This is a genomic window from Exiguobacterium sp. s128, from assembly GCF_018618815.1.
In the GTDB taxonomy this organism is placed as follows: Bacteria; Bacillota; Bacilli; order Exiguobacteriales; family Exiguobacteriaceae; genus Exiguobacterium_A; species Exiguobacterium_A antarcticum.
Genome location: NZ_JACSMT010000022.1, coordinates 25,889 through 46,037, shown reverse-complemented (window position 1 = coordinate 46,037; position 20,149 = coordinate 25,889). Strand labels below are relative to the sequence as shown.

18 protein-coding genes and 3 riboswitches are annotated in these 20,149 nt (G+C 49.7%); of the genes, 9 read left to right on the top strand and 9 right to left on the bottom strand.

The window, feature by feature from the left end; translation table 11 throughout:
- Positions 1-117 precede the first annotated feature (117 nt).
- The 7 genes from KNQ13_RS09860 to mtnK all read right to left on the bottom strand — a co-directional run bounded on the left by KNQ13_RS09860 (position 118) and on the right by mtnK (position 9,513).
- Positions 118-642, bottom strand: a complete 525-nt coding sequence (locus tag KNQ13_RS09860) for a hypothetical protein (protein WP_026830733.1) — start codon at positions 640-642, stop codon at positions 118-120.
- A gap of 296 nt (positions 643-938) precedes the next feature.
- Positions 939-2,459: a glutamine-hydrolyzing GMP synthase gene (gene guaA / locus KNQ13_RS09855; RefSeq protein ID WP_034774346.1), complete on the bottom strand. Its 1,521-nt coding sequence runs from the start codon at positions 2,457-2,459 to the stop codon at positions 939-941.
- Between the two features lie 128 nt (positions 2,460-2,587).
- A riboswitch (purine riboswitch) is annotated at positions 2,588-2,689 on the bottom strand.
- A gap of 37 nt (positions 2,690-2,726) precedes the next feature.
- Complete coding sequence (locus KNQ13_RS09850; RefSeq protein WP_026830731.1) at positions 2,727-4,799, bottom strand: transglutaminase TgpA family protein; 2,073 nt, start codon at positions 4,797-4,799, stop codon at positions 2,727-2,729.
- A complete protein-coding gene (locus KNQ13_RS09845) occupies positions 4,796-5,878 on the bottom strand; it encodes a DUF58 domain-containing protein (RefSeq protein WP_026830730.1) in 1,083 nt (360 codons plus the stop codon). Before KNQ13_RS09845 ends, KNQ13_RS09850 begins: the two co-directional genes overlap by 4 nt.
- A complete protein-coding gene (locus tag KNQ13_RS09840; RefSeq protein ID WP_026830729.1) occupies positions 5,875-6,831 on the bottom strand; it encodes an AAA family ATPase in 957 nt (318 codons plus the stop codon). The genes KNQ13_RS09845 and KNQ13_RS09840 overlap by 4 nt, the downstream gene beginning before the upstream one ends.
- 466 nt (positions 6,832-7,297) lie before the next feature.
- Positions 7,298-8,347 (bottom strand): S-methyl-5-thioribose-1-phosphate isomerase, encoded by a 1,050-nt coding sequence (mtnA, locus tag KNQ13_RS09835; RefSeq protein ID WP_026830728.1) that lies wholly within the window; start codon positions 8,345-8,347, stop codon positions 7,298-7,300.
- A complete protein-coding gene (mtnK, locus tag KNQ13_RS09830; protein ID WP_026830727.1) occupies positions 8,344-9,513 on the bottom strand; it encodes an S-methyl-5-thioribose kinase in 1,170 nt (389 codons plus the stop codon). The genes mtnA and mtnK overlap by 4 nt, the downstream gene beginning before the upstream one ends.
- A gap of 78 nt (positions 9,514-9,591) precedes the next feature.
- Positions 9,592-9,694: riboswitch (SAM riboswitch) on the bottom strand.
- A 208-nt stretch (positions 9,695-9,902) separates the two neighbouring features.
- A riboswitch (SAM riboswitch) is annotated at positions 9,903-10,004 on the top strand.
- Between the two features lie 80 nt (positions 10,005-10,084).
- Here mtnK and KNQ13_RS09825 point away from each other — a divergent pair.
- The 6 genes from KNQ13_RS09825 to KNQ13_RS09800 all read left to right on the top strand — a co-directional run bounded on the left by KNQ13_RS09825 (position 10,085) and on the right by KNQ13_RS09800 (position 14,568).
- A complete protein-coding gene (locus tag KNQ13_RS09825) occupies positions 10,085-11,275 on the top strand; it encodes a 2,3-diketo-5-methylthiopentyl-1-phosphate enolase (RefSeq protein WP_209548323.1) in 1,191 nt (396 codons plus the stop codon).
- A complete protein-coding gene (locus KNQ13_RS09820) occupies positions 11,272-11,931 on the top strand; it encodes a 2-hydroxy-3-keto-5-methylthiopentenyl-1-phosphate phosphatase (protein ID WP_026830725.1) in 660 nt (219 codons plus the stop codon). The genes KNQ13_RS09825 and KNQ13_RS09820 overlap by 4 nt, the downstream gene beginning before the upstream one ends.
- A complete protein-coding gene (locus tag KNQ13_RS09815) occupies positions 11,928-12,548 on the top strand; it encodes a methylthioribulose 1-phosphate dehydratase (protein WP_026830724.1) in 621 nt (206 codons plus the stop codon). The genes KNQ13_RS09820 and KNQ13_RS09815 overlap by 4 nt, the downstream gene beginning before the upstream one ends.
- A gap of 15 nt (positions 12,549-12,563) precedes the next feature.
- Positions 12,564-13,103, top strand: a complete 540-nt coding sequence (locus KNQ13_RS09810; protein WP_026830723.1) for a 1,2-dihydroxy-3-keto-5-methylthiopentene dioxygenase — start codon at positions 12,564-12,566, stop codon at positions 13,101-13,103.
- 131 nt (positions 13,104-13,234) lie between these two features.
- Positions 13,235-13,744 carry an arsinothricin resistance N-acetyltransferase ArsN1 family A gene (locus KNQ13_RS09805; protein ID WP_026830722.1) on the top strand — a complete coding sequence of 170 codons (510 nt, stop codon included), beginning with the start codon at positions 13,235-13,237 and terminating at the stop codon, positions 13,742-13,744.
- A 68-nt stretch (positions 13,745-13,812) separates the two neighbouring features.
- A complete protein-coding gene (locus KNQ13_RS09800) occupies positions 13,813-14,568 on the top strand; it encodes an MBL fold metallo-hydrolase (RefSeq protein ID WP_026830721.1) in 756 nt (251 codons plus the stop codon).
- Between the two features lie 62 nt (positions 14,569-14,630).
- Here KNQ13_RS09800 and KNQ13_RS09795 read toward each other — a convergent pair whose 3' ends face one another.
- Positions 14,631-15,278, bottom strand: coding sequence for a pentapeptide repeat-containing protein (locus KNQ13_RS09795; RefSeq protein ID WP_014969434.1), 648 nt, complete (start codon positions 15,276-15,278; stop codon positions 14,631-14,633).
- A 159-nt stretch (positions 15,279-15,437) separates the two neighbouring features.
- Between KNQ13_RS09795 and KNQ13_RS09790 the strand changes: the two genes are divergently transcribed.
- The 3 genes from KNQ13_RS09790 (at position 15,438) to KNQ13_RS09780 (ending at position 17,958) form a co-directional block, all read left to right on the top strand.
- On the top strand, positions 15,438-16,763 hold the full coding sequence (locus KNQ13_RS09790) for a Y-family DNA polymerase (RefSeq protein WP_026830720.1): 1,326 nt from the start codon (positions 15,438-15,440) through the stop codon (positions 16,761-16,763).
- Complete coding sequence (locus KNQ13_RS09785) at positions 16,747-17,076, top strand: YolD-like family protein (protein ID WP_026830719.1); 330 nt, start codon at positions 16,747-16,749, stop codon at positions 17,074-17,076. Before KNQ13_RS09790 ends, KNQ13_RS09785 begins: the two co-directional genes overlap by 17 nt.
- A gap of 69 nt (positions 17,077-17,145) precedes the next feature.
- A complete protein-coding gene (locus KNQ13_RS09780; protein WP_034774176.1) occupies positions 17,146-17,958 on the top strand; it encodes a ZIP family metal transporter in 813 nt (270 codons plus the stop codon).
- A 70-nt stretch (positions 17,959-18,028) separates the two neighbouring features.
- Here KNQ13_RS09780 and KNQ13_RS09775 read toward each other — a convergent pair whose 3' ends face one another.
- Complete coding sequence (locus KNQ13_RS09775) at positions 18,029-20,131, bottom strand: heavy metal translocating P-type ATPase (protein ID WP_209548324.1); 2,103 nt, start codon at positions 20,129-20,131, stop codon at positions 18,029-18,031.
- Positions 20,132-20,149 lie beyond the last annotated feature (18 nt).

The window sequence follows — 20,149 nt, the reverse complement described above, 5'->3', positions numbered from 1 at the left end:
CAATGGGAGACCGCGAAAATGTCTCAACTGGAAAACTGCATACGAGGTCTTCACGGAAGAAGTGTTGCACTTAATTTGACAAACCGTCTATTGAAAAATTGAAAATTAACTGTCCTGTTAATTGAATGCATTTTTAAAGTAATCGGATAATAAGCCTTCTCCTTTAAATCGATCTTCTAAAACAATTTGCACCTGTTGAAATACCTCTTTATGTTTGTCATAAGTATTGGAAAATGATCTTAAATATGTATATATTGGTTCGTCCGGGCATAGTTCAGAAGCACGTTTTAACATTGAGATACCTTTTTCTTCCCGCTGTTCATAGTCGCCAAAGTAATAGGGAAACATTGAAATCATATATCCAAAACACCAGAGAAAATCCTCATTCGTCATAAAATGGGTTAAGCCAAAATGTGTAACTTCATCCAGTAACGTCTCTAATTCATCCATATCTACATCTGCATCTGCAATTCCTAGCGGTCCTTGTTCGACTACGACATACCAACAAAAAAAGCCCAATCGAATCACAGTTTTTAAGTCCGCGGGATTTTGCCGCCAAGAGTTTAGTAGATATGCTTTTGCTTCATTCCATTTCTCCTGTTTCTCTAATTTGTCGACTTCAGTCCATGTCCAATCAATCATAAAAGCACCTACCCCATTTAATATTCTCTTCATATTTTATGGCAAGTGACGGATGCACATCTCGATATATCATGGTTTCCTCCCTTAAATTTGCTGGTTCAGCCGGAACTTACTCTACCGTCCCATCATTTTAGTCACGAAAAAAGCCCCCATTCATTCACAAATCATGTGAACAAAAGAGAGCTTCATTTCGAAATACAATTGTTGAAGGTGGAACGGACTTCTTTTCACCTGTCTCCTTTAAAATGTTGGTATGACAGGCTTCATGAGACGAATCGTTTCATCCGGTTCAATCCTTATTCCCACTCAATCGTTGAAGGTGGTTTCGACGTCACATCGTACAGGACGCGGTTAACGTTCTGGACTTCGTTGACGATCCGGACTGAAATCTTCTCGAGCACGTCCCACGGGATGCGTGCCCAATCCGACGTCATGCCGTCAATCGACGTAACAGCACGGATTCCGACTGCATAGTCATATGTCCGCTCATCACCCATGACACCAACTGAACGAAGTGGTGGCAAGACCGTGAAGTACTGCCAAATCTCGCGTTCAAGACCGGCTTTTTTAATCTCATCGCGGAGGATGAAATCTGATTCACGGACGATTTCGAGTTTCTCGTCTGTGATCTCACCGAGGACACGGATACCGAGACCTGGTCCCGGGAACGGTTGACGCCAAACGATTTCGTCAGACAAACCAAGTTCTTTTCCGAGTGCACGGACTTCATCCTTGAACAACGTGTTGATCGGTTCAATCAACTTGAACTGCATGTCTTCCGGTAATCCACCGACATTGTGGTGTGATTTAATCGTTTGCGCCGTATCCGTTCCACTTTCGATGATATCCGTGTAGAGCGTTCCTTGCGCAAGGAAGTCCATATCCGTCAATTTCGACGCTTCTTCGTCGAAGACGTAAACGAATTCGTTTCCGATGATTTTGCGTTTTTGCTCCGGATCCGAGATGCCTTTTAACTTATTCAAGAAGCGGTCTTGCGCGTCGATTTTGATGACGTTCATGTGGAAGTGATCCGCAAATGTCTTCATGACACTTTCGGCTTCCCCTTTACGCAAGAGACCGTGGTCGACGAACATACATGTCAATTGATCCCCGATTGCGGCGTGAATGAGTGCTGCGACGACTGACGAGTCGACGCCGCCTGAAAGGGCACAAAGGACTTTTTTGTCCCCGACTTCTTCTTTAATCTTCGCGATTTCGACTTCGATGAAGTTCCCCATCGACCAGTCGCCTGTACAGTTACAGACTTCGAACAAGAAGTTTTTCAACAATTCTTTTCCGAACATCGTGTGGTTGACTTCCGGGTGGTACTGGACGCCGTACATTTTCAATTCTTCATTCTTGATCGAAGCAATTGGACATGAGACGTTTGTTCCATCGACGACAAATCCGTTTGGTACCGATGTGACGAGGTCACTGTGGCTCATCCAAACCGTTTGTTCGAGTGGAAGGTTCGCATACATAGGTGATGGATCATTGAGTGTCAATGTCGCTTTCCCATACTCACGGTGTCCGGCACGTTCGACCGTTCCACCAAAGTGTTGCGACATCAATTGCATACCGTAACAGATTCCGAAAATCGGAATGCCGAGGTCAAAGATTGCTGGATCACAGCGGTAGGCGTCTTCTGCGTAGACACTTCGTGGTCCACCTGAGAAGATGATACCGGCTGGTGCGATGTCTTTCACTTCTGCTGCAGTGATCTTATGCGAATGCAGTTCACTGTAAACTCCGAGATCACGGATGCGGCGTGTGATCAATTGATTGTACTGACCTCCAAAGTCGAGGACGAGGATCATTTCTTGGTCCAAATGTGCTTCCAAATCTATTCCCGCCTTTCCAATTTCATGCGTAACCCGATGAAAAAAGCCCACTCTTCCCCCATAAGAAAATGGAAAAAGAGCAGGCCGCTTCACAAAAAGTGTATACGAAGGGTCTGCTCCTTCATAGTCAGGTCGTTTAAGGTGACCCGGTAGAGACTCTCACGCCATATTCGCGAGTATATACAAAGGAGATGCATGTATGATTTACGTTGTTCCCATTGTACCTGTATCAATTCGAAAATATCAACCCTCTATCCGCCGAATGATATTTTCGAAATATTCGCGTTTTTTATCGGTTGATAACGATTCGCCGCCGTAGACCATTCGTTCATAGGCATCGGTCAGTGGTCGCATCGCATAGGTCTCATAGTAACCGTCGACCTCATGCGCCAGCTCAGCAAGCGTTCGCCCGTCTTTATAGTGAAATCCTTGTTTATCGAGACGGCGTAACAAGAACCGGTACATCCGTTTAAACCCTTCCGGACGATTGAGTTGATTCCGGAAGAATACAATCGCCGCCATCCGGATCAACGGTTTCCGGAACAGATAAAGGAACAGAAGACCAACAAGCAGACCGACAATCGGCCAAACAGGAATCGATTGTTGTTCGCTTTGCGTCGTTGTCGTCGTTTGTTCTTCGTCCAACAGATTTTCTTGCGGTCGCTCTGGCGTCGCCGTCTCGGTGTCCGTTTCCGTGTCACGCTGCGGATTCGCTTGATCGGTTTCGTTATTTGTTTCCTGGTTGATCGTATACTGTCCCGCACCGTCGAAGCTGACCGTCGGCTCAAGTGGAACCCAACCCGGACCTTCGATATACACTTCGACCCATGAATGGGCATTTTTATTGCGGACCGTGTAACTCGTCACAGCAGCCCCGATGACATCCGAATCGCCTCCGGTGAACCCTTTTACCCAGCGGGCCGGTAGACCGGCGGCACGGAGTAGGACTGTCGCTGACGTCGAGAAGTTGTCACAGTAGCCAAGTTTGGTCTCGAACAAAAATTGATCGACGTAATCTTGATTTTCTTTCGGTACGGCGACTTCTTCCGTATTGTATTCAAAATTCTCCTGTTCAAAATAATTTTCGATCGCTTTTGCTTTATCCCACGGACGGTCCTCATCCGCGACGATCTCTGTCGCAAGATCACGGACCCGGTCCGGCAGGTTATCCGGTAATTGCAAGTAACGGTCTTGCTCCATCTCGGACAACGTGATCGGTTCGTCCGTTTGAAGAATTTCTTCTGTAAACAACGGATACGTATATTGAATTTGATAGTTTTGTTGCCGTTCCGCGTCATCCAGGTAAGACACCTTTTGGTTTTCCGGATCGATCAACAGATTTTGTCGTTGCTCATCCACCCTCAACCGGACATTGTCACCGTTGTACGGCACAAAGGGAAGTTCGCGAGATAACTCGAAGGTCGCCCGTTCTTGTCGCGTCTCGACTTCGTCACCGAAATTCGAGAAAAATCCTCGTGAATCAATTTCCGGTTCTGATTTGGATAACACCCAGCCTTTTCCGGTATAGATGTCTTTTGTCTCGACCCGCCAGTAACGACTGCCTTCGCTTTCGACTTGGAACACTTCCCGGTCGTCCATCTGAAACGGACCGCCCAACTGTTCGTCATTGTTGCCGTACCCTACTTTTTGAATCGCACTCGACGATGTCCCTTCACCTTCAAATCCGTCTGTCCAGTCATACCAACTATCCTGCCATGTCGCGGTGATGACGGGACTTTGAACGGCCGCCACCACGGTGGCTCCGATGATCAATAACGCACTCAGCGGTCGGACGTAAGATGCGGTTGGTCGCTCACTGACCTCTGTTGCATATAACAGCAGCATGGCAAGGACAATCGGATAAAGGATAAACTGTTCACCCGAATAGTCGGTCCACGTATCACAATAGGCAATGAAACCAATCACACCAAGGGCAAGACCAAACACGAACCCACGATTCGGAAAGGTCCGTCGTGCAAGATACCCGATCAGAAAACTGATCAGTCCGATCGAGAAGGCAAAGGCCGCTCGCCCCGGAAGTTCACCATTGATGACTCGATTGATGTCCCTTGCGATTTCACGAAACAGATTCCACGGTGCTTCGCCCGGGATCAAGATGAAATAAAAAGAGATGAGTAACGCCAGCAGACTCCCAAGTAAAAACCAACTTCGGCGGACATGTGATAACAAAAGCGGCGTCAGCAAGAGCGGAAGAAACGGGACGACACTTTCGAACGTCGTCAACTCAAGCAGCGGTGGCATGAAACTGGCGAACAGGAGACCGGCAAGTAAATTCCAGATCAATCTTCGTATCATTGATCGCCCCTCCTCTCTGGTGTGTAGACATGAACGGTCGCTTCCTGCCGGACTTTCGAAATCCATATTTCATTGTTGGATTCGAGGTCAGGTGTGATGAAGAGGACGTTTCCGTTTAGTCGGAGCGCTTTCGAAGAGTATTCCCACGACTCGATGAACGACCGTGTCCGACTCGGTTGAGCCGTCATCAGATAATGGGTCAGTTTCGCGCCTTCGAGTGGTAAGGATAACGACTGGACACCATGTCCGACCAAATGAATCCGGTAATTCAAGCGCCGTTTGTTGAGTTGATCCGTCGCGGCAGCCAGCATCGAGATGCTGCGTTCAAAATCATCATCACTGACGGTTCCTTCATCAAACACAATCGTCGTCTCCCGTTCCTGTTCCCGTTCAAACGTTTTTGTCATCAATCCTTGACGTTTTGCGGTCGCTTTCCAATCAATCTGATTCATCCGGTCCCCGCTGACGTATTCTCTTACGCCGACGACGGTAAACGATGACTGGCGTAAATCAAGCGAGACGGGTGAAATCCCACCGTCTCCCCGGTCGTCTTCATGTGGGAGTTGAACTGCTAAACGAGCGGGTTCAACCGCCAGATACGTCTCAACCGGATACAGTTTTTTACGCATGAACAACCCAAAGGGATCTCGAATCTCGATCACACAACCGGGAATTTGATACAGCCCACGGCGAATCGACGGAATCAGGTATTCAATGTGTTCGATTTTTCGGTAATGGGCCCGGAGCGGATGTCGAATGTCCAGTTGTTCTTCACTTAACTCCGCTGGAACGACCTCTTTGACCTCGACAGATCCGACAAGAAATGGAAACTTCCGCCGGACTTTGAGCGAGACCGGAATATCGGTCCCGGCAACCAACATTTTATTCGACACTTCACGCGTCGCAATCGCTTGTGTGACCGGCCAGATTAAAAATAACGTCCAATAGATCGTCAATCCTCCCATGACATACACTAACAAGGAAGCGACATTCCCACCGTCAATTCGGGCATAGACCCAGAGGGAGAGGACTGTGAACAGCAAGACGGCGTAACGCCAACCGATTTGCCATCGTGTCATAAAGACTCCACGTCTTGTTGAATCGGTACGGCGACTTCTTTTTTCACTTGTTCCAGGATACGCTCGGCTGTCTGCCCGTGATACCGGGCATCCGCTGTTAAGATCAGACGGTGTGAAAGGACGGGAGTCAATAATTCTTTGACATCATCCGGTAAGACGAATGATCGTCCTTCCATGTACGCCCACGCTTGCGCTACTTTCATCAAGGCAATCGATGAACGAGGACTTGCTCCAAGATACAGAGATCCGTGAGTTCGTGTCGCTTGTACGAGATGGACGATATATTTTTTAACGGGCTGGGAGACATGGACGTCCTTGACGGCTTCTTTCATCCGTAACAATTCATCCCGCGTGATGACAGACTGCAGTGTATCGATTGGTTCATCCCGTTCAAAGCGTGTCAGCAATTTCATCTCTTGTTGGAAGTCGGGATATCCCATCTTGACCTTGATCAAAAAGCGATCGAGTTGCGCTTCCGGAAGTGGATACGTGCCTTCGTGTTCAATCGGATTTTGGGTCGCCATGACAAAAAAGGGATTCGGTAACGTGTGAATTTCTCCATCTACCGTTACATTGGCTTCCGCCATCCCTTCGAGTAAGGCCGATTGCGTTTTCGGTGACGTCCGGTTGATTTCATCCGCCAGGACAATGTTTCCCATCAAAGGACCCGGTCGGTATTCGAACTGGCTCGTCTTTTGGTTATACATGGAAACTCCCGTCAAATCAGACGGCAGCAGGTCGGGTGTGAACTGAACACGTTTAAATGTCAAACCAATTGAACGGCTAAATGCACGGACGAGCATCGTTTTCCCGACACCTGGTACGTCTTCGAGCAAGACGTGCCCTCCGGCAAGTAACGCTGCTAAAGATTGTGTAATCACACCTTCTTTACCGATGATTACTTTTTCTACGTTGTCGATGATCGCTTGAATCTCCTTTGTATAGGTTCGCATTGTCTGGCCCCTTGCTATTTAGTAGTTGAATTTTCTGACTTCTTATATCATCTCATATCCATGTCTGCTTTTAAAGGCATAGGGGTAGCTGAATACGCACAAAAGGGGGGTCGCTGTTCGCGACTCCCCCTTCCTGCTTTCAGGAACGATCACATATCGTAAACCGTTCTTGCGCCGTGCAATTTGCACGTAAAACACGAATCACTTCGTGTCGATTGTCATGTTGCATCCGTCAAGTCCGGTGATCCTCTTCTTTTCGAAGCGACATGCGATCGTTCCCTATACATTGATAATCATTCATGTGCATCACCATCCTTTCATATACTGAATATTACCGATTCTATTCTAAGTTAAACCTGTTTTTTTGATTATTTTTTTCGGAACTGGTGATACGTGTTGCAAACATCCGGCAATGACGTAAGTTAACACGCGATTCGACATCAATTAACACGAATCCCTGTTTGTTTTAAATCGTGTTTAATCCAAGCGTTTGTTCGATCGTTTCCACGGATGGTTGTTCGATGACCCCAAGTTCTGTGATGATTGCCGTGATCAATTCGTGTGGTGTCACGTCAAAAGCAGGATTGAAGACCGGTACACCTGCAGGCGCCGTCACTTGTCCGGCAAACTGCGTCACTTCCGTCGTTGCCCGCTCTTCGATTTCTATTTCGTCTCCCGACAAGCTCGTAAAATCAAAGGTCGACAGCGGTGCGGCGACATAAAACGGAATCCCGAAAGCACGGGCCAGTAACGCCAGTTGGAACGTGCCGATTTTGTTCGCCGTATCGCCGTTTCGCGTAATACGGTCAGCACCGACGATGATGGCAGTGATGTTCTTTTCTTTGATCGTATGGGCGACCATGTTGTCGGTAATTAATGTCACGTCAATCCCTGCTCGTTGCAGTTCCCATGTCGTCAAACGTGCCCCTTGCAGTAACGGACGGGTTTCCGACGCATAAACGGCGAGCGGAATCCCCTGTTCTTTCGCTAGATAAAACGGAGCAAGTGCCGTCCCGTAAGCCGCTGTCGCAATCGATCCGGCATTACAAATCGTCAGAATCCGGTCACCGGACTGGAACAATTCTAGCGCATGAATACCGATTTGCCGGGAGGTCTTGGCATCCGCCTCATAAAGCGCCAGTGCTTTTTGTTCCAGACGTTTCGGCAGTTCCGCAAGCGTCGTTGCCGAAACAATGAGTTGATTCAGTTCGTCAAGGACGTTTCGCAAATTGACGGCGGTCGGCCGGGTGGACAGTAATTGTGCCGACACCGTCAACAGTTCCTGTTTCACCTCGTCAAGCGGTCCTGTCGTCCGACGGAACGCTTCTTGGACCAGGATAAAACCACCAAATAAACTGATTGCCGGTGCCCCACGGACACGAAGTTGTTTAATGGCGTCAATCGCTTGCGCCAAGTCCTGGATCACTTCATACCGTTCTTCTTGCGGCAGACGGGTTTGGTCCAAAATCGTCACCGTCCCATTTTCATAGATGATGCTCTGAACGAATTGACTCATCGGCTGAGTTCCTCCGTTACGTCAAAGTTCCGCAGATCCGTAAACGTCTTGCATTCCGTCCGGCGTTTGATCAACGCAGCACCGAGGCGTAACGCATGGCGTTTCCGTTCGAGACGAACGGTCGGATCGGCAATCTGTTCCAAGTCCGCGACCAGTGCCAGTCCAATCGTCCGGCGGATCAATTCACATCCGGCAAATCCAAGCGCATCCTGTAAAATCGTACTGAGAACATCCTCGACGAGACCGTCCGCTGAACGGAACGGTTCCACCGCTTCCCGCTCCCACAACGCCTTGAACGTCGACGCAAACGTCAGCCAAAACGTATCGATGTCCTTGATCCGTTCCTCGCGCAACTGGTCATAGTTCGGATAAGCGGCAAAAAACAGATGCGCGATGAACTGACCAACATCAAACCCAAACGGTCCGTAAAACGCGAACTCGGGATCGATGACTTTCGTTTCATCGGCTGAAGCAAAAATACTTCCGGTATGTAAGTCGCCATGCAGCAAGGCATCACCTTTCGTGATGAAAAGTGCTTCGAGCTTCGCGACTTCCCGTTTCAGCTCCGCGTCGTTCCAGACCCGGTCGACTTCCGCTTCCAGTCCTGCTTCAATCGCATTCGTTTCCGCGTCATAAAACGGATCCGTGAAGATCAGTTTCTCCGTGATGTCGCACAGATCCGGATTGTAGTACTGACGGGCGATCTGTTTTTTCGCGACCGGGCCGAGGGCAAAATCCGACGTATAAAAGAGCGTCCGTGCCAAATACGAACCGATGTGTTCCGCGAGCAACGGATACTTCTCTCCCTCAAGCAATCCAGCCCGGACGATTGTCAGATGAGACAAGTCTTCCATCACCGTAAAGGCTTCTTCTTTGCTGGCATGATAAACACGCGGGACGAACGGAATCGCGACTTTCGCGAATTCTTTTAACGCTGACTGTTCGATCCATGCCCGCTCGAGCGACAGCGGCCAGCTTTCACCGACGACCTTCGCATACGGTAACGCTTGTTTTAAAATCAGGTGCTGGTCCCCCGCATGAATCCGAAAGACCAGGTTTAAATTGCCGTCCCCGATTTCTTCTGCCGTCACCGGTTCATTGCCGATCAGACCGAGTGTCCGAACCCGTTCGATGGCGTCCTGTACTGTAAATGCTTGATATCCCATTATGATTTCCCCCTTGATGATCACACGAAAAAACGCCCCTTTTCGTCAAAGAAAAGAGGCGCAGTAGAATACTCCGTCCTCTTATCTCTCAGACGAATGTCTGTTGGATGTAGCACCGTGCCGGATGGTCGGTTGCTGCGGCGTCTTCGGGCCAATTCCCTCTGCCAACTCACGATAAGAGTCATATGTAGTTGTCGTGTGATTTGATGTTGATTTGAATACTACGTGCGTTGCTGGTAGTCTGTCAATTCCAATTTTTAGTGAAACGGATTCAAAAACGGAATCGTCTATAGAAGAAGTATTTTCAAAAAAATAAATTTTCAAAAAATAGTTTGACAAGTCCGTCATCTCATGTAAAAATTGCAATTATATTTCACAATTTCATCCAATTCTTATCAAGAGCAGACGGAGGGACGAGCCCTACGATGTCGCAGCAACCGACCATTTGGCACGGTGCTAATTCTTGCAGCTAACACGCTGACAGATAAGAGTCCACGCGCAATTCTTCATGGTCTCTTGTCATTGACGAGGGACCATTTTTGTATTTTTTAACAAGGGAGAGACGACGATCATGGCGTACATTACCGCAACGTACCAACTCGGCGTGACCGATCAGTTACCAAAACGGGCAGAGCAAATCGCCCTCGGTCTGACGGTCGGCTCATGGACCGATTTGAATCATTTGGAACAACAACAGCTTGAATCCTTTAAAGGACAAGTCGTCCATACGGAAGAACACGACGGAAAAGGGTATGTCACAATCCGTTATCCGGAACACAACGTCTCACGAGACTTTTCGGCGATTTTGACGACCGTCTTCGGCAAGCTGTCGCTCGACGGTCAAATCAAACTGACGGATCTTCAGCTTCCCGCTACGTTCACACCGGATTTTCCCGGTGCTAAATTCGGCATCGAGGGCGTCCGTCAATTGATCCAAGTCCATGACCGCCCTCTGTTGATGAGCATATTTAAAGGCGTCATCGGACGGGACCTCGTTTTTTTACGGGAACAACTTGAAGCCCAGCTTGCCGGTGGGATTGATCTCGTCAAAGATGATGAAATCTTATACGACAATCCGTTGACACCGGCACTCGACCGGGCACGGATTGGACGAGAAGTTCTCCATGCACATTATGAACAGACCGGTAAACGGGCTCTTTATGCGATTACGTTGAGCGGTCCGGTCTTCCGCTTGAAAGAGCAGGCAAAACGTTTGATTGAAGCAGGTGCGACGGCCTTCCTGCTCAACACGTTTACATACGGACTCGATGTCCTGCGCGAGTTAGCTGCTGATCCGGACATTTCCGTTCCAATCTTTAATCACCCGGCCTTAAGCGGTGCCTTGATCGCAAGTCCTGATTACGGGATTTCCGCTCCCGTGTTACTCGGGACGTTACCGCGACTCGCTGGTGCCGACTTGACACTGTTCCCGTCGCCGTACGGGAACGTCGCCCTCGCCAAAGACTTGGCCCGCGGGATTGCGGTCGAAGCGACCCGAATCGGTAATACAAAAACGATTCTCCCGGTCCCGTCCGCCGGAATCCATCCCGGTCTCGTCGCCCAACTCGTTCATGATTTCGGCATCGATTCCGTCATCAATGCCGGAGGCGGCGTTCACGGTCATCCGCAAGGTGCCGCTGCCGGTGTCCTTGCATTCCGTCAGGCGCTCGACGCCGCACTGACCGGAGAATCGTTGACAAGTGCCGCAACGCGGCAGGAAGAATTACGGGTCGCCCTTGACGCTTGGGGGATCACGAAATGACGATCCGGATTTTATGTGACTTCGACGGCACGGTGACGGAACACGACAACATCATCGCGTTGATGAAAGAATTTGCTCCACCGGCAGCTTTTGAGCCGTTGAAAAAAGGTGTGCTCGACCGGTCCCTTTCGATCCAGTCCGGCGTCGGACAGATGTTTCGGCTGCTTCCGTCAGACCGGAAACAAGACTATGTTGATTTTTTGGAACAGCGGGCTGTCATTCGTCCCGGCTTTAAGACCTTACTCGCCTTTGCCAAATCGAACAGGATCGACTTTGCGATCGTCAGCGGCGGAATCGACTTTTTTGTCCAACCCATTCTTAAAGGATTACTGACAGATGAAGCGATTTATTGCAACGGCAGTGACTTTAGCGAAGAGACGATTCGGATTGAATGGCCACACGCTTGCGATGCGGCATGCAACAATCAATGCGGGTGTTGTAAAACGTCGATTGCCCGAAAGCTCAAGCAGGACGGTGACACGATCATCGCCATCGGTGACTCCGTGACGGATTTCGAACTGGCGAAACAAGCTGACCACGTCTATGCCCGGGACTATCTGATTACACTGTGTGAACAACACGGTATTCCCTATACACCGTTTGAAACGTTTTATGACATCGTCGAACACTTACAGACAACGGAGGTGTACGCATGACATTCTTGAAACGATACGAAGAATTACGTGCCATTAAACAGGAGTTCGCCGCACGCGACTGGTTTCCCGGTACGAGCGGTAACCTCGCCATCCGGACAGCCGATCAACCGACTGAATTTCTCGTGACGGCAAGCGGTAAGGACAAACGGCAGGATACACCGGACGACTTCGTCCATGTCGACGCGTCCGGTCAACTGATCGGCGAACAGACGGGTCGTCCCTCTGCCGAAACCTTGCTCCACGTCGAGGTCTTCAACCGAACGACTGCCGGGTGTTCCCTTCACGTCCACACGATCGACAACAATGTCATTTCGGAACTGTACGGGGACCAAGGCGAGATTCGGTTTGCCGGTCAGGAAATCATCAAAGCACTCGGCCTTTGGGAAGAAAATGCGGAAGTCCGTGTGCCGATTATCCCGAACTATGCAGACATTCCGACACTTGCCGCTGCCTTTGCAGCGCATGTGCATGCCGAGAGCGGCGCCGTCCTGATCCGCAATCACGGCATCACTGTCTGGGCACCGACTGCCTTTGAAGCCAAAAAACAGTTGGAAGCATTCGAGTTTTTGTTCAGTTACACCTTAAAACTACAAACGTGCCGACAGGCGATTCATTAAAAGGAGGAATTTACAATGGCAACAGTACTTTTCCAAAAAACAAACGAACGGTATACGGATCAAAACGAGGTGTCTGCGTTTCTGGCTTCACGCGGCGTCTTGTATGAACAATGGGATGTCACGAAACTCCCAGCGGAACTGGTCGACACGTACACGTTGACGGATGCGGACAAACAAACGATTCTCGGTACGTTCCAACCGGAAATCACGGATGTCTCGGAACGTCGCGGTTATCAGACGGCTGATATCATCTCCCTGTCTGACGCAACACCGAACTTGGATGAGTTGCTCGTCAACTTCCAGAAAGAACACCATCACACGGATGACGAAGTCCGGTTCATCGTCAGCGGTCACGGTGTTTTTGCCATCCAGGATGACGAAGTCGGCTATTACAACATTGAGTTGAATCCGGGTGATTTGATTTCCGTCCCAGTCAACACCCGTCATTACTTCACGCTCCAGGACGACCGTCAAGTCGTTGCCGTGCGGATTTTCGTGACGACGGACGGGTGGGTGCCGATTTATGAAAAAGATCCAATTGAAACAACTAACTAAAGCATTCTCCTGAAAACAGATGGTCCGGTTTATCCGGCTGTCTGTTTTTTTCTATCCTACAAACATACCGCTTGTTTCCGTTTCCTCCTATATAATGAAGAAAAGACTCATTTGAACTGGAGGTCACGTGTATGATGATTCGCCCTGTCCAAGAAGCTGATTTGAAAGACATCCTCGCCATCTATAACGAAGGCATCGAAGATCGGATTGCGACGCTTGAAACGGATACCAAGGAATTATCTTTCATGGAAGACTGGTATCAGGAACGAACGACACGTTATGCCGGGTTTGTGGCGTATGAAGGAACGACGATTCTTGGCTTCATCTCGCTTGACCCGTACAATCCGCGTCCGGTCTATCAATCCGTCGGTGAACTGTCTGTCTACATCACCCGGACCCACCGCGGTCAAGGCATCGGACGACAGCTCTTACGGATCATCGAGGAACACGCGATCACGCAGGGATTCCATAAATTGATCCTGTTTACCTTCCCGTTTAATAAACTCGGTCAAAAACTCTATATCCGGTCCGGCTTCCGGATCGTCGGGACATTTAAGGAACAAGGAATGCTCAATGGGTATTATGTTGATGTTCTGGCGATGGAAAAGGTACTTTCAAAGACGATTGACGATCAAATATGATTAACACGGCGTCTGAATGGGAAATGAACGAACACTGACACATTCCCAACCCGAAAGGAAGACTGCCCGTGGATATTCAACAGATTCGTAATGCAACCCTCGTCGTCACTTATGCCAATCAAGTATTTTTAATCGATCCGTTTCTCGGTGAAAAAGGAACCTTGCCGCCGTTTGGGCAAACACCCAATGCCGTTCCGAACCCGCTCGTCGACTTACCGGTCGATGTCTCGACGTTACTCGATCCGGACGCAATTTTCGTCACCCATCTGCATGCCGACCACTTTGATGAGACGGCCAAAAAGGTTTTGCCGAAACAAATCCCGCTTTATGCGCAAAATGAGGCGGACGTTGCCACGATCCGCGAAGCCGGATTCACGAACGTCTCGTCGTTTGAGAATGGATTGACGCTCGGCGATATCCGCGTCTCTCATACATCGGGTCAACACGGCGTTGGAGAAATCGGCCAACGGATGGGTACCGTTTCCGGTATCGTCTTGACGCATCCCGACGAACCGACACTCTATATCACCGGTGACACGATTTGGTGTGATGACGTCGCGACTGCGATCGAACAACATGCACCCGACATCATCGTCGTCAACAGTGGTGCGGCACAATTCTTGACCGGAGAACCGATTACGATGTCCCAGCGCGATTTACTCGCCGTTCATCAAGCAGCTGCTGAGTCGACAATCATCGTCTCGCACCTCGAATCCGTCAATCATTGTCTTCTGCGTCGTGATATGATTGCTGATTTCTTGGCTGCCCATCATTTATCCGCTCATTTCCTCATTCCAGATGACGGCGAAACCATTTCCCTCTAAACGAAACGAAGTTCACTATCCCGGTAGTATTCGGGACAGTGAACTTCGTTTTTTTTTGATCGTTAATCATGACTTGGAATGACGAGTCCGAGTAACCGGGCAAACGTGATGGCCTGGCTTTCCGTAACGATAGCACCTGGTAAGAAACGTGGATCAATCGTGATTCCGGACAGGTCGGCTTGCCGCAGATCCAGTCCTTTTAATGCCGTCTCGACCCATTGACTTTCCGACAAATCAACTTCATGCAGCCGGAAATCGGTTGGCTTCATTTCAAAGAAATGACTTTCCCGCATCGTCGTCTGCTCCAGTGCGACGTGACGTAACGCTGTCCGAATCAGTTGGGCATAATTGGCCTGACAGTTTTTGATCGTCACATGATCAACCGTATTCGATTCAAAGTGAATTCCGGTCAGGCGACAATCCTCAAAAACGACCCGGTGAAAACGACTGTCCTGGAACTGACACCCCGTCAAGTCACATTGTTCAAAGCGGACATTTTCAAATGAAGCCCGTTCAAAAACCAGTCCCGCAAACGAGACATTTCGAAAACAGACTTGATTGACGTCGAGCCGTTCTGTCAACTCGACCGGTAATGTCTCTTTTTCATACAACGTTTGATACAGATACGGATCATCGATTTCGACATCCGCAAAGGTTTCCGGTGTCAGCTGGTGCGGTAACTCGGGTAATTGAATGATTTGTTTTTTCACGTACTTCCCCTTCTTTCCTTCTACATCACTTTCATCTTTCTCAGTGTAGCAAAGATTGACTCTTTTTTTGGTTTTTTGATTTGAGACCGACTGAGACCATGATATAGTCAAATCAAAAACAAGAACAAATGTTCTTTTATGTACCAAGGAGAGTTTCCGATGAACCTGACTATCTCTTTTCCCGATCGACGGATCTTTTGTGTCGACAGTGTCTCTTTTTATGCCAGTTGTGAATGCCGTTATCGAAATTTGCCTCCCTTGACGACAAAACTTGCTGTCGTATCGGACTTGACCCGCTCCGGATCCGTTGTCCTCGCAGCCAGCCCTGCCTTAAAACAACTCGGAATCAAGACCGCCAGTCGACTCTATCAGATTGAACAATTGCCTTATCGGGAGCGAAAGCAGATTATGCTCGTTGAACCGCGGATGCTCGCATATATGAAAACATCAATTGAAGTATTGGATGTCTTGCATCAGTTTGCCCCGCCCGATGCGATCCGGATCTATTCAATTGACGAAAATTTTATCGACATGACCGGAACGGAACGGCTTTTTGGATCAGATGTTGAAACGGCTCAAAAAATCCAGACAGCGATTTGGCAACAGACCGGCATTCCGGTCCGGATCGGCATCGGTCCGAACAACGTCATCGCAAAACTGGTGCTCGATTTACGTGGAAAACGTGAAGGCATCGCACAATGCGGTTATGCAGATGTCTCCCGGTTGTTGCATGATTTTCCGGTTCGCAAGATGTGGGGAGTCGGACGGATGATGGAGCAACACTTGTCGGTAATGGGGATCAACACCATTGGTGACCTGGCCGCAGCACGGGTTGAAGACTTACACGAACGGTTTGGAGTCCTCGGGGCAGAACTTTGGCACCATTCCTGGGGAATCGACAGTTCTCCGACCATCATTGATCCGATGACCTTATTCCAGACTGCGCCGGATACCAAAAGAACAATCGGACATGGAGTGACCTTGATGCGCGATTATTACCAGTACGAACAGATTCGTTTAGTTCTGGCCGAATTAGCAGGCGATGTCGCGGCACGGGTCCGTTTTTCTAATCAAGTCGGTTGGACGGTGCATCTCGGCGTTCGCTACTCCCGCCATGTCACCCGGGACGGCTTTTCGAAACAGCTCCGCCTGCCTTATCCGACATCTGATGAACGGCTGTTGTTGCGTTACGTCCTCCAATTGTTCGAACCGAATTGGCTCGACGGTGAACCGGTCCGCTTTTTATCGGTCGCCCTCGGGCAACTCACTCCGGATCAGGGAACACTTCAGTTGTCCTTATTTGAAGACAATACAAAGGTCTGGCGCAGAAAGCGCTTGTTAAAAGCCATCGACCACGTCAATTTACGTTACGGAAAAGGAACGATCCGGCTCGCTGTGTCCTTCCTTGATACAAGTGTCGCAAAACGCCGGCTCCGGTTCGTCGGCGGCCATCCGGGAGGTGACCAGCATGACACGTTATCATGATCGTGGAGACCTCAAATGGCTTCCCTTTCTGATGCCGGAACACATTCAACTTCTCAAAGCCTATTATCTTGAAAACCATCAAATCGATCTTCCAATCATCGATGAACAATTGCAGTATCCCTGGCAGTTCTTACTTGAACAAGCATTAATAGAAGGAACCGAGCTTGAAATCACGTATTATAGTGAAAGAGGCTATGTCACGACCTCCGGGTTCATCGAGCAGGTGCATCGTGAACGTGCCTATCTCATATTGCGTGGATTATCACGGATCGAGATTCCGCTCGGACGAATCATTCGGATTGAAAACGGGTAGAAGAGACAGAAGCTGCTGTATCTTACGCACTTATCTTACGAATTAGCATTGAAAGAAGGATTGATTGGTATGATGGAATGGTTTACCGGACTTCCGGTCGTCGTGCAAGCGTTGCTTGCCGGCATGATGACTTGGGGATTGACGGCACTCGGAGCCGCACTTGTCCTCGTCTTTACGACGATTGAAAAACGGGTCATGAATATGATGCTCGGCTTTGCCGCCGGTGTTATGATTGCGGCTTCGTTTTGGTCATTGCTCGCCCCGGCAATTGAATTTACGGAAAATGATGGTGGAATTGCCTGGTTGCCGGCCGCAATCGGTTTCCTGGCAGGTGGTTTTTTTGTCCGCCTCCTGGATTTCGTAACTCCCCACCTGCATTTATCCGCTCCGCTCGAAACAGCCGAAGGTCCGTCGACCGGTCTGAAAAAGACAACGCTGTTGTTTCTCGCGATTACTTTACACAACATCCCGGAAGGTTTAGCGATTGGTGTTGCCTTTGGTGCAGCAGCGCTCAACATGGACGGGGCGACAGTCGCCGGCGCCTTGACACTCGCACTTGGGATCGGGATTCAAAACATGCCGGAAGGGGCAGCCTTGTCGATTCCGCTCCGTGGTGAAGGGATGTCACGCCGGCGTGCCTTTAACTACGGACAATTGTCGGCGATCGTCGAACCGATTGCCGCCATGGTCGGGGCGGCCGCTGTCTTCTTCATCCAGCCGCTCTTACCATATGCCCTGGCGTTTGCCGCCGGTGCGATGATTTTCGTCGTCGTCGAAGAATTGATTCCCGAATCGCAGGCTGAAAACGGCTCAGACTTGGCAACACTTGGTCTGATGGTCGGTTTCACCGTCATGATGATTTTGGACGTCGCACTCGGATAATGTAGTATTACAGCAAACGAATAAGACCTCTCCTGTGAGACACGGGAGAGGTCTTATTGCATGTCCATTGTTATTTCCGTAAAATCCGCATCGCATTCAAGACAGCAAGAACGGTCACACCGACGTCCGCAAAGACCGCTTCCCACATCGTCGCAATCCCGAAGGCGCCGAGGAGTAAGAAAACTCCTTTGACACCGAGTGCAAAGATGATGTTCTGATAGACGATTTTCCGGGTGGCACGCGCGACGTGGATTGCTTCCACGAGTTGCTTCGGTTCATCCGTCATTAAGACGACATCTGCCGCTTCAATCGCGACGTCACTTCCGAGTCCGCCCATCGCGATACCGACATCTGCCCGTGTCAGAACCGGTGCGTCGTTGATGCCGTCTCCGACGAACGCGACTTTCCCTTTTGCTTGTCGCAAGATCGCTTCCAGCTGTTCGACTTTTTGATTCGGTAAAAGTTCCGCTTCGATCTGATCGATGCCAATCTGTTGACCGATTCGTTGTGCCGTCTCCTGCCGGTCGCCGGTCAACATGACCGTTCGACGGACACCCAGTTTTTTTAGATCCTGTAAGGCGTCAACCGTGCTGGATTTAATCCGGTCCGCAATCCGGATAAACCCGAGGTACGTTCCGTTTTTGGCAACATGGACATACGTCCCGTCTTCCGTCTGATCAAGCGGCGTAAAGCCCAATTCCTTGAACCAACGGGCGTTCCCCGCCTCCATCTGATCCGTTCCAAACCGTCCGGTGACACCGGATCCGGCTACTTCCCGGTAATCTTGTCCCTTCACTGTGACGACACCACGTGTCGCGTACAGGCGTTGGATGGATTTCGCAATCGGATGATTCGAGTGTTGTTCGACCGTCGCAGCCGCCTGCAACAGTTCTTCGTCCGATCCACTTACCGGACGCAGTTCGACGACTTCAAACACACCTTCTGTCAGTGTCCCGGTTTTATCGAACACAACCGTATCCAGCTGTTGCAACGCTTCAAGGTGATTGCCTCCTTTAACGAGAATCCCCCGTTTTGAAGCAGCACCAATCCCGCTGAAGAATCCTAACGGAATCGAAATGACAAGCGCACACGGAAAGCTGATGACCAGGAAGACAAGTGCCCGGTAAATCCAGTCCCCCCATATCGCCCCGCTGATCAGGAGTGGTGGCACGACCGCGAGCAATGTTGCAATCACAACGACGACAGGTGTGTAGACACGCGCGAAGCGGGTGATGAATTTTTCCGTTGGTGCTTTATGACGCGATGCATTTTCCACTAAATCAAGAATTTTAGCAACCGTTGACTCACCATACCGGCGGTCGACTTGAATCAACAGGTGTCCATCTGTATTGATCGTCCCGGCTAAAATCGGATCGGCCGGTCGGACCCGTCGCGGGACCGACTCGCCGGTCAGGGCGGTTGTGTCGATGAAGGCTTCTCCTTCAAGGACTGTCCCATCTAAAGGGATTTTTTCACCTGCCCGGACGAGAATCCGTTGACCAATCATCACTTGGTCCGGCCGGACTTGTCGTCCGTCTACAAGCGTCGCGACATCCGGGCGAATGTCCATCAGTTCAGCAATCGATTTCCGGGATTGATCCACCGCACGATGTTGGAAAAACTCACCGATTTGATAAAACAGCATCACGGCGACGGCTTCCGGATATTCGCCAATCAAAAACGCACCGATCGTCGCAATGAACATCAGGAAGTTCTCATCAAAAATCTGTCCGTGTCGTATGTTCCGGACGGCCGTTCGCAAGACTTCCCATCCGATCAACAAGTACGCAATCGCAAAAAATAGAAGGTCAATTGATCCCGGGACCAGATAAGCCCCGGCGAAGGAAAGCAGACCCACACCATATTGAATTTTTTTCGTTTTATTCAGGAATGGTCCGTGATCATGGTGATGACCGTGATCGTCCTCGCCGTCTGGTGCATCCGGTCGCGTGAGCACGACATTTGGTTCCAGTTCCCGGACTCGATTGACGACCGCACGATAGGTATCGTCGAGTATTGCTTCTTTTTCATACGTCAGATACAGTTTTTGCCCGGCAAAATCTAAATTGGCTTGCTCGATGCCGTTGACGTTCGAAACACCACGTTCGACTTTGGCTGCACAGTTGGCACAATCAATTCCGGTCACGTGAAGTCGTTCTGTTTTGGTTTCCATCTTCTCACCTCATTCAAA

Coding starts and splice junctions, on each gene's coding strand:
- KNQ13_RS09850 (WP_026830731.1), bottom strand. CDS start 4,799: ATGATACGAAGATTGATCTGGAATTTACTTGCCGGTCTCCTGTTCGCC.
- KNQ13_RS09810 (WP_026830723.1), top strand. CDS start 12,564: ATGGCAACAGTACTTTTCCAAAAAACAAACGAACGGTATACGGATCAA.
- KNQ13_RS09825 (WP_209548323.1), top strand. CDS start 10,085: ATGGCGTACATTACCGCAACGTACCAACTCGGCGTGACCGATCAGTTA.
- KNQ13_RS09785 (WP_026830719.1), top strand. CDS start 16,747: ATGACACGTTATCATGATCGTGGAGACCTCAAATGGCTTCCCTTTCTG.
- KNQ13_RS09815 (WP_026830724.1), top strand. CDS start 11,928: ATGACATTCTTGAAACGATACGAAGAATTACGTGCCATTAAACAGGAG.
- KNQ13_RS09860 (WP_026830733.1), bottom strand. CDS start 642: ATGATTGATTGGACATGGACTGAAGTCGACAAATTAGAGAAACAGGAG.
- KNQ13_RS09840 (WP_026830729.1), bottom strand. CDS start 6,831: ATGCGAACCTATACAAAGGAGATTCAAGCGATCATCGACAACGTAGAA.
- KNQ13_RS09775 (WP_209548324.1), bottom strand. CDS start 20,131: ATGGAAACCAAAACAGAACGACTTCACGTGACCGGAATTGATTGTGCC.
- KNQ13_RS09845 (WP_026830730.1), bottom strand. CDS start 5,878: ATGACACGATGGCAAATCGGTTGGCGTTACGCCGTCTTGCTGTTCACA.
- KNQ13_RS09780 (WP_034774176.1), top strand. CDS start 17,146: ATGATGGAATGGTTTACCGGACTTCCGGTCGTCGTGCAAGCGTTGCTT.
- KNQ13_RS09790 (WP_026830720.1), top strand. CDS start 15,438: ATGAACCTGACTATCTCTTTTCCCGATCGACGGATCTTTTGTGTCGAC.
- guaA (WP_034774346.1), bottom strand. CDS start 2,459: ATGATCCTCGTCCTCGACTTTGGAGGTCAGTACAATCAATTGATCACA.
- mtnK (WP_026830727.1), bottom strand. CDS start 9,513: ATGGGATATCAAGCATTTACAGTACAGGACGCCATCGAACGGGTTCGG.
- KNQ13_RS09820 (WP_026830725.1), top strand. CDS start 11,272: ATGACGATCCGGATTTTATGTGACTTCGACGGCACGGTGACGGAACAC.
- KNQ13_RS09805 (WP_026830722.1), top strand. CDS start 13,235: ATGATGATTCGCCCTGTCCAAGAAGCTGATTTGAAAGACATCCTCGCC.
- mtnA (WP_026830728.1), bottom strand. CDS start 8,347: ATGAGTCAATTCGTTCAGAGCATCATCTATGAAAATGGGACGGTGACG.